We start from the raw sequence: 8,826 nt of genomic DNA, 5'->3' as shown, positions 1-8,826 counted from the left end.
GACGTGGTTGCGTTACGTCATCGGTCATATACAGGACTGGCCGGTGAACCGGGTCCGCGATCTGCTGCCATGGAAGGTCGAGCTTCCCTCTGCCTGAACGTCAATACGGTCTGAATGCGACGCTTACACACTTTACGGGGAAACGGCCATGAAAGAGCTTGCTTATAAAATTCAATGTGACGCGAAATGGAATCAGCTTCAGGACACTGAGAAAAAACCACAGATGAAAGACGTCATTATGTGTCTTATTAAAAAACAGTCGGAAGGCATATTAACCCGGGACGTCGCCGATGAGTGCGATATGTCTATTTACGCTGCAAGAAACTGGCTGTTAAAACTGGAAAACAGTGGACTGCTAAAAAGAGAGGCCGGAACCAAATCCTGTAAATGGTTTATTCTTTAGTGTTTCCCGTGCGTGCTCCCGATGACCTGACGCTCACCGGCAACCGTGCGTGACTGCACAGGCGGGATGTGCCGCAGGGAAAGAAGCCCGTCATAACTCGGCAACGGACGCGCCCGCGCGCGCGTCAGACTGATGGCCGGTAACCGGCCGTCCTGACGGCGCGTCGCGGGGATTCACACATAGAAATGAATATGTTTTTTACCATGTACCGGGGACGTCTCGATCTGTGTTTTGACCCTGAACACGTCCCACAGCAGTGACTCCGTGAGAATCTCATCCGGCGTGCCCTGCGCCACCACGCCCCCGTGCAGCATAATGATAAGACGATCGCAAAACAGCGCGGCATGGTTCAGATCGTGAATTGCCACAATGCTGGTGACCGGTAGCTCGCTGATCAGCTTCATCAGCTGAATCTGGTGGTGAATATCCAGATGGTTGGTGGGCTCATCAAGCAGTATTTCATTCGGTGACTGGGCAAGGGCCCGGGCGATATGCACACGTTGCCGTTCTCCGCCAGACAGGCTCTGCCAGCCCTGATCGCAACGTGAGGCCATATCCACACGTTTCAGTGCGGCATCGACGATGTCGTCGTCCTGATGGGTCCAACTGGAAAACGGCGAGTGATGCGGAATGCGGCCCAGTTTGACGATATCGCGCACACGCATATTGGCACTGGTTAACGCATGTTGTTCAACGAAGGCGACACGGCGGGCAAGCTGTTTGCGGGCAATGGACGACAGGTCCTTGCCATCCAGCAGCACTTTACCCTTTTGTTGCTTACGCAGGCCAGCCAGAAGACGAAGCAGGGAGGATTTGCCTGAGCCATTTGGCCCCAGTAATCCCACCGTTTCGCCCGGCGATACCGCCAGGGAAACGTCATTAACGATGATTTTTTTCCCCACCTGCCAGGTAAGGTGTTCGGCGCTAATGCTCATTATTGATTCCTGGAGCGATAAATAATAACGGCAAAGAATGGCACACCCACCAGCGCGGTAACCACGCCCACCGGCAGGCTTTGGGGGGCAATCAGCATACGAGAGGCAATGTCCGCCAGCACCATCAAAATCGCACCCGCGATAGCACAGGCCACCAGCAGGCGGCTGTGCAGAGGACCGAAAAAGAAGCGCATCACATGAGGCACCACCAGCCCGACAAAGCCAATTGAGCCGGCCATGCTGACAATCGTGGCGGTCATCAGGGCGGTTGCCGTGAACAGCACCAGACGAACCACGCCAACCGGAATACCTAACGAAGCAGCGGTATCGTCGCCAAAGGTGAAGGCATCCAGCGCGCGCGCATAATAGAGACAGACCGCTAAACCGACCAGCACGACCACGACCACTAACTGAAACTCCGGCCAGCGTACGCCGCTAAAGCTGCCCAGCAGCCAGAACATGACGTCGCGTGCCTGCTGCGCATTCGCCGAGGTACTGATGGTGTAAGCGGTTATCGCATTAAAGAGTTGCGATGCCGCAACGCCCGCCAGAATCGTGCGCTCCGTACCGCCACGTGCGCCATTGGTCAGCAGGGCAACAAACGCAAAGGCCGCAAAGGCACCGGTAAAGGCACCCAGCGAAAGGGAGATAGCACCCGCGCCGACGCCCGAGACCACAATCAACACCGCCCCGGTTGATGCGCCAGCCGAAACCCCTAACACGTAGGGTTCGGCCAGGGCATTCTTCAGCAGGCTCTGTAACACCGCCCCGCAAATCGCCAGACCTGCCCCACTGAATGCGGCAACCAGCGCCCGGCTTAAACGGAAATCCCAGATCACGCTTTCATGGATACGGTTAACGGGCACCGCCGTCATTCCCAGTTTATTGGTGACGGTATAAAAGACGGATTTTAGCGGTATTGATAACTCGCCTACGCTGACGCCCAGTGCAATCACCACAACCAGCACGACGAGGGCGAGGATCGCAATGGCGATAAACCCCACTCGTCGTGCCTGAACAACCCCTTCACTCATTAATTCAGGCCCATCTTACGTAACTGCTCTGCAACCTGTTCTGCACCATAAATCGTACGAATCGTCGGGTTCATTGCCTGACCGTCCATCACGACAATATGGCCTTTCTTCACGGCATCGAGCTGGCTCACGGCCGGATCGCTTTTCAGGAACTTAATCTTTTCTTCGGCGCTATCCAGCTTCCAGCGATTACGATCAAGGCTGGTGACCACGATGACATCCGGATTGGCGGCAATGATACTTTCCCAACTGACAGTGGGCCACTCGGTTTCGGTGGTAATGGCATTATGGCCGCCCAGCAGATCGGCGATAAAGCCGGAGGCACCATTTTTACCGCCCACGTAGGCATCCGCGGTGGGTGAGGAGCTCGAGAACCAAAACACGAAAGACAGGTCTTTCTTGCCTTTAGGAAAGGCTTTTCTCAGGGCGCTTTCACGCTTTTTAAAGTCGTTGATCACCTGCTGTCCGCGATCTTCAACGTTAAAGATTTTGGCAAAATCGGCGATTTCTTCGTAAACATAGGCCATATTCCACAGCGTCGAACGGCTGCCATAAATATCGCCGGTATTCTGCTTCGTGGCACACATGCCTGGTGACAGGTAGGTGTTTATGCCAACGGACTCAAAGTCTTCGCGTTTGGCAACTTTACTGCTCGGCCCCATCAGTAGCTGAATCTGGGCAGCCACAAAATCGGGGTTTTTCGCCAGGATGGATTCCAGCGTAGGGATTTCCACCGTCAGTACCGGCACTTTCGCATTCTTTTCAGCAAGCTCAGGTAACACTTTGGTCGGCCAGAATGCGCTCGCCACCATTTTATCCTGCAGCCCCAGCAGCAGCATGATTTCCGCCGTATTTTGCCCAAGCGCTACGACGCGCGCTGGCGCTTTAGTAAAGGTTTCCTTCTGACCACAGTTTTCGATGGTCAGCGGATAGGTGGTGGCCCAGGCGGAACTCGTCGTGAGGAAAATAAAACTTAACAGGCTAAGCATTTTTTTCATTGGTGTTTTCCATCATTAAATGAGACGGCATGCCGTAACGATTCTGGCGCGGCGAATTTTATCAGACAAAAAATGTAAATAGAAATCATTATTATATGAGTTGATATTTAACAAAAACGCATAAAATTTACTTCAGTTATTAGCCGGGAAAGAAATATCAGCGCAGCAAGGCTTTGTTGAATAAATGGATTTTATGCTGTGGTACTATGAAAACGGTTGTTTCAGATAACATAAAATCAATGCGTTACATGCTTGCGTATGACGGTGTTCTGTCTGGCATCAGCGTTTTCTACCAAAACAGTGCAGACAAAACAGAATGATTACCTATTATTCAACAAAGCCCCTCTTTGCTCAAAGGAACCTTATGAGTTTTTTTCATTTTCATGAAGTCAGCAGGAATGGTCCATAGCCTGTTGTCTGTATCGATGTCTGCCCACCTTGCTCGAACGGCTTCGCCCGGACGAACCCATGTTAACAATTGCCACTCAATCAGCAGCCTTGTCTCCATACGCACTGAAGCATTGGCCAGCGTTGCCAGAAAACGGGGTAACTCAGACGGGGGTAATGCAGGCATATTCTGCTTTTTAGGCTTAGTGAAGCGCTGTGCGAGGTTATCAGCAGGATTAAACTCAATCAGTTCCTCAGTAGCCGCCCAGCGGAAAATTTCATTTAATCGGGAAATCACACGCCTTAGCGTTTCAAGAATTCCACGCTGCTCAATTGGGTCTAAGTGCTGCTTTAAGAGTTTGGGACGAATTTCCTTGATCGGAACATTACCTAATCCAGGAAAGACGTTTCGTTCAAGGCTACGCCAGATATCCTCTGCGTGGTCATTCGTGATCCCTGAAGTTCTTTTCTTCTCATCCAACCATTTTTTTGCAACCACCTGCAATGTGTGTTCAGTAGCCACTTTTAAGGCATTCGCCTTCTCAGCATTATGCTGTTGTGGGTCAATCTGCTGGGCAAGAAGTGCGAGGTACTGGTCTCTTAGAGAGCGAGCCTGAGCTAGGGTGAGGTGAGGGTAAGTACCAAGGCTCATTTTTGTGCGTTTTCGGGTCGTCGGAACCGTGTATCTAAAATACCAGTTTTTCTTACCACCCTTTGCTGATGGTGAGATTCGCACAAACAAGCCTTCGCCGTCGAAGAGACTCACTTCCTTCTCGCCGGGCTTGGTGTTCCTGATTTGGGTATCATTCAGCTTTGTGACGACCTTAGGCATTTTTGGACCCTCTGATTTTGGACCCACACTGGTGGGCCTAAAGGAGGGTGTCATAAGGCGTAGACTCTAGCAACTCTTAAGAAATCGCGTAGGACACAAAAAAGCCCGCAGGGCTTGTGCCGTGCGGGCTTTCAGGACTTCAGCGGACGATTCTGGTATCGCCGCGAAAGAATTTTGGTGGAGCTGGCGGGAGTTGAACCCGCGTCCGAAATTACTACACCGTCGGCACTACATGCTTAGTCCAGTCTTTACATTCGCCGGTCAGCTGCGGACGGACACGCCACTGACAGACTAGCCTGATTAAGTTTAACGCTTCAACCCCAGGCAGGGCATCCACGCGATCTCTTTTGGGTTTGACCTCTCTTGATCCCCGTCCTAAGAGTGGAGGCTAGGGAGAGAGGGCTCTCAGCAGGTTATTAAGCTGCTAAAGCGTAGTTTTCGTCGTTTGCGACTATTTTTTTGCGGCTTTTTACGAGGCCAACCGCCCCTCGGCATGCTCCTAAGGCTTCACAATCCCGTCGAATCCAGAATCAGCCCCAGAACTTCAAATACTAGCAAAAAAGCGTATCGAATTCCAGTATTTAACGATTGGCATTCTTCATAATACGCGCTTTGTCCATTTGCCATTCACGATCTTTGATGTCGTTACGCTTGTCGTGTTCTTTCTTACCGCGAGCCACGCCGATTTTTAACTTACACCAGACGTTTTTCCAGTAGAGCGACAGCGCAACAACGGTATAGCCCTCGCGATTAACGCGGCCATACAGTGAATCCAGCTCACGCTTTTTCAACAGCAGTTTACGGCTGCGGGTAGGATCGCAGACTACGTGCGTTGAAGCCACGGCGAGCGGCTGGAAGGTTGAGCCGAACAGATAGGCTTCGCCATCGCGCAGCAAAATGTAGCTGTCGCTGATGTTCGCTTTACCTGCACGGAGTGATTTAACTTCCCATCCCTGTAGCGACAAACCGGCTTCGAACTCTTCTTCAATGAAGTATTCGTGGCGGGCGCGCTTGTTCATGGCAATGGTGGCAGAACCGGGTTTGTGTGCTTTTTTCTTTGTCATAATGCCGCGTATTTTACATCACTTGGTCGGTTATCGCATCCCCAGTCCAGCGGGGCAGCAGGAAACAGGGTATTCTAGCACACCATGACAATGAGGAATTTTTGTTTAATCGCTGAAAATGCTATTATTTAGCGGTTTTGTGACGAACAGGAACCATTATGGCTCAGATTAGTCGTTCGGCGCTGGTCCCCTTTAGCGCCGGACAAATGTACCAACTCGTAAACGATGTCGATGCCTATCCGCAGTTTCTGCCGGGCTGCACCGGTAGCCGCGTGCTGGATGCCTCTGAAAATCAGATGACGGCGTCAGTCGACGTGTCTAAAGCGGGCATCAGTAAAACCTTTACTACCCGTAATACGCTGACCGACAACCAGAGCATTCATATGCAGCTGGTCGACGGCCCGTTCCGCAAGCTGACCGGCGGATGGCGCTTTATCGATCTCGGCGATGATGCCTGTAAGGTCGAACTAAGCCTGGAGTTTGAGTTCACCAATATGCTGGTTGAAATGGCATTCGGTCGCATCTTCAAAGAACTGGCCAACAGCATGGTGCAGGCGTTCACGCAACGCGCCAAAGAGGTTTACAGTGCCTGATATCTCGGTTGAGGTGGTGTACGCCCTGCCTGAAAAACAGTATCAGCAGTACGTAAAGCTGGAAGAGGGCAGTACGGTCGAGCAGGCCATCAAAAAATCAGGTTTGCTTGAGCTGCGGCCTGATATCGACCTTGCCAGCAATAAAGTGGGCATTTACAGCCACCCGGTGAAACTGACGGATATCGTGCAGGAAGGCGATCGGGTTGAGATCTACCGTCCGCTGATTGCCGACCCGAAAGAACTGCGTCGTCAACGCGCAGAACGCGCGGCCAGCAGCAAGAAATAACCGGTCAGATCGAAGAACATGAAAAAGGCGCTGATGAGCGCCTTTTTGCTTTCTGCGGGTTAATCACCGCCGCGATGGCGACGGTCAGAATCAACCGTTAGCCTTCTTGCGAGGACAGGGCAGGTTTATTGTCGATGTTGGTCAGCACACCGTTGCGGTCGAAGGTCAACGTCAGTGTCTGCTGTTTGACCTTCTCATTGCCAGGTTCCTGACGGAATACGTAGTACCAGACATTGCTACCAAACGGATCTTTCATCATCGGCGTACCCAGTGTATAGGCCACCTGCTGCTGAGTCATGCCGGTATGAATCTTGGCAACATCATTGGCAACCAGATAGTTTCCCTGATTGATATCGGGACGATAAACCACGCGCTCTAAAGTGGAGCATCCGGCGGTCATCATCAACATTACCACTGCCGCGGCAGTCAGCGTTTTACAGCGCATCTATACATTCCTTTTCTGGGGCCAAACGCCTTTTACAGGCTGTTCTTCTGCCATCAAATTCTGAACTCTGCCTGCGGCAGGCTTTATTATTCAGGCGACAATAGCTGTCGATGATAATAAACCTTTTCGCTATTGGAAACCTCTACAGAGCATGCATATGACCACGCTGTGTTAAAAAAGTGCATATCAGGCGGCTAAAAGTTCTTTAGCATTAGCCAGCGTGTTGCGGGTGACCTCGCTGCCGCCCAGTAAACGCGCCAGTTCCTGCAAACGTGCGCGCTTGTCCAGCGGCTGCATATGGGTTTCCGTCATTTCGCCGTCAGTCTCTTTGCTGACAAAGAAGTGCTGATGTCCGCAACCGGCGACCTGCGGCAGATGCGTAACGCACATCACCTGTGTTGATTCGCCCAACTGGCGCAACATCTTGCCGACGACGGCGGCGGTAGGGCCGCTGATGCCCACGTCAACTTCGTCAAAGATCATCGCCGGGGTTTCCATCTTGCGGGCCGTAATCACCTGAATGGCCAGCGCAATTCGTGACAGCTCACCGCCGGAAGCAACTTTGCCCAACGGCTGTAAAGGCTGCCCGGGGTTGGTCGTCACCTGGAAATCAATGCGGCTTGCGCCATCCGCCGTTAACTGATCGGGATTAAACACCAGGTCGATGGCAAAGCGGCCGTGCGGCATCGAAAGCAAATGCATGCTCTGGGTAATTAACTGCTGAAGCTCATCCGCAAAGCGGCTACGTTGTTCGTGCAGTCGTTCCGCGCACTGTAAGGCCGCCTGATAATGTTCGGTGACCAACGTTTGCAGACTTTCCTGATCGCTTTCCTGCTGGGATAACAACTCTGCTTCATCCAGCAATTGCTGATGGAGAGCGGGTAAGCCTTCCGGCGTGACATGGTGCTTACGCGCCAGCGCGATTTGCCGCGAGATACGCTGTTCCAGTTCATAAAGGCGATTGGGATCCAGATCGAGGCTGTCGCAGTAGTGACGCAGTTCGTCGCTGGCTTCGCTCAACTGAATGGCCGCTTCTTCCAGCAGGTTATAAACCCCGCTGACCTTGTCATCCAGTGCGGTAAGCTCTGACAGCATCTGGCGTGCGCTGTACAGCATACTGTTGAGGTTGGTGTCATCGCTGTCCGCCAGAAGCTGAAGTGCCTGCTGGCTGGTTGAAAGCAGCTGTCCGTTGTTGGCCAGGCGTTTGTACTCTTCGTCGATCTGCTCGAACTCACCTGCCTGCGGGGCAAACTCGTTCAGTTCTTTGAGCTGGTACTGCAGTAATTCGCGACGGGATTCACGTTCCTGCGCCTGCTGCTGATGCTGCGCCAGGGTACGGCAGCTCTGATGCCAGGTCTGATACGCCGCACGCATCTCAACCAGCAGCGCGTCATGCCCGGCATAGGCATCCAGCAGGTGTTTTTGATGGTCGGGCTTGAGCAGCAACTGGTGCGCGTGCTGTCCATGAATCTGAATCAGCAACTGGCCTAAATCGCGAAGCTGTGAAAGCGGAACCGCCGTGCCGTTAATAAAACCGCGTGAGCGGCCATCGGCACTGATCACGCGGCGCAACAGGCACTCATTGCCATCATCCAGTTGGTTGTCGCTGAGCCAGCGCTGAGCGGAAGGCGAGGCTTTGATTTGAAAGCGCGCGCATAAATCTGCGCGGTTGGCACCCTGACGCACCATATCGGCATCCGCGCGACCGCCGAGGCACAATCCGAGCGCATCGATAGCAATAGATTTACCGGCACCGGTTTCACCGGTAATGGCCGTCATGCCACGTTGAAAATCAATGTCGAGCTCACGAACGATAGCGAAATTGCTGATGGTCAGTTGTGCCAGCATA

The 8,826-nt window shown here is 52.6% G+C and carries 10 protein-coding genes, 1 other RNA gene and 1 pseudogene; 4 read left to right on the top strand and 8 right to left on the bottom strand.

Features of this window, described 5'->3' with window-relative positions; all coding sequences use genetic code 11:
- Positions 1–97, top strand: a 97-nt coding sequence (locus F7Q90_RS16700; RefSeq protein ID WP_151160719.1) for a transposase domain-containing protein, incomplete at its 5' end; no start/stop codon positions are given.
- Positions 98–148: 51 nt separating this feature from the next.
- Positions 149–403: a FaeA/PapI family transcriptional regulator gene (locus F7Q90_RS16695; protein ID WP_006120482.1), complete on the top strand. Its 255-nt coding sequence runs from the start codon at positions 149–151 to the stop codon at positions 401–403.
- Positions 404–576: 173 nt separating this feature from the next.
- On the opposite strand, the gene eitC is transcribed toward F7Q90_RS16695, so the two are convergent.
- The 6 genes and pseudogenes from eitC to smpB all read right to left on the bottom strand — a co-directional run bounded on the left by eitC (position 577) and on the right by smpB (position 5,653).
- The gene (gene eitC / locus F7Q90_RS16690; protein WP_006120484.1) at positions 577–1,338 is read right to left on the bottom strand and encodes a siderophore ABC transporter ATP-binding protein EitC; all 762 of its coding nucleotides are present in this window, start codon (positions 1,336–1,338) and stop codon (positions 577–579) included.
- Positions 1,338–2,372, bottom strand: coding sequence for a FecCD family ABC transporter permease (locus F7Q90_RS16685; protein WP_006120486.1), 1,035 nt, complete (start codon positions 2,370–2,372; stop codon positions 1,338–1,340). Before F7Q90_RS16685 ends, eitC begins: the two co-directional genes overlap by 1 nt.
- Entirely contained in the window at positions 2,372–3,370 is a 999-nt protein-coding gene (eitA, locus tag F7Q90_RS16680) for a siderophore ABC transporter substrate-binding protein EitA (RefSeq protein ID WP_006120487.1), read from the bottom strand. The genes F7Q90_RS16685 and eitA overlap by 1 nt, the downstream gene beginning before the upstream one ends.
- A gap of 337 nt (positions 3,371–3,707) precedes the next feature.
- Positions 3,708–4,589, bottom strand: a pseudogene (locus tag F7Q90_RS16675) (integrase arm-type DNA-binding domain-containing protein); the annotation flags it as partial.
- Between the two features lie 175 nt (positions 4,590–4,764).
- Positions 4,765–5,127: a transfer-messenger RNA gene (gene ssrA, locus F7Q90_RS16670) on the bottom strand.
- A gap of 43 nt (positions 5,128–5,170) precedes the next feature.
- On the bottom strand, positions 5,171–5,653 hold the full coding sequence (smpB, locus tag F7Q90_RS16665) for an SsrA-binding protein SmpB (protein ID WP_006120489.1): 483 nt from the start codon (positions 5,651–5,653) through the stop codon (positions 5,171–5,173).
- Positions 5,654–5,811: 158 nt separating this feature from the next.
- Here smpB and F7Q90_RS16660 point away from each other — a divergent pair, with 158 nt between their 5' ends.
- Both F7Q90_RS16660 and F7Q90_RS16655 read left to right on the top strand, forming a co-directional pair.
- Positions 5,812–6,246 carry a type II toxin-antitoxin system RatA family toxin gene (locus tag F7Q90_RS16660; protein ID WP_006120491.1) on the top strand — a complete coding sequence of 145 codons (435 nt, stop codon included), beginning with the start codon at positions 5,812–5,814 and terminating at the stop codon, positions 6,244–6,246.
- Entirely contained in the window at positions 6,239–6,532 is a 294-nt protein-coding gene (locus F7Q90_RS16655; protein ID WP_006120493.1) for an RnfH family protein, read from the top strand. The genes F7Q90_RS16660 and F7Q90_RS16655 overlap by 8 nt, the downstream gene beginning before the upstream one ends.
- 97 nt (positions 6,533–6,629) lie before the next feature.
- Here F7Q90_RS16655 and bamE read toward each other — a convergent pair whose 3' ends face one another.
- Together bamE and recN are read right to left on the bottom strand one after the other, a co-directional pair.
- Positions 6,630–6,977: an outer membrane protein assembly factor BamE gene (gene bamE, locus F7Q90_RS16650; protein ID WP_006120494.1), complete on the bottom strand. Its 348-nt coding sequence runs from the start codon at positions 6,975–6,977 to the stop codon at positions 6,630–6,632.
- A 186-nt stretch (positions 6,978–7,163) separates the two neighbouring features.
- Positions 7,164–8,825 carry a DNA repair protein RecN gene (gene recN, locus F7Q90_RS16645; protein ID WP_006120496.1) on the bottom strand — a complete coding sequence of 554 codons (1,662 nt, stop codon included), beginning with the start codon at positions 8,823–8,825 and terminating at the stop codon, positions 7,164–7,166.
- Between the last annotated feature and the right edge of the window lies 1 nt (position 8,826).

Source organism: Pantoea stewartii subsp. stewartii (assembly GCF_008801695.1).
Classification (GTDB): Bacteria; Pseudomonadota; Gammaproteobacteria; order Enterobacterales; family Enterobacteriaceae; genus Pantoea; species Pantoea stewartii.
The sequence above is the reverse complement of the archived record's forward strand: the minus strand, read 5'-3'. Positions and strand labels throughout refer to the sequence as shown.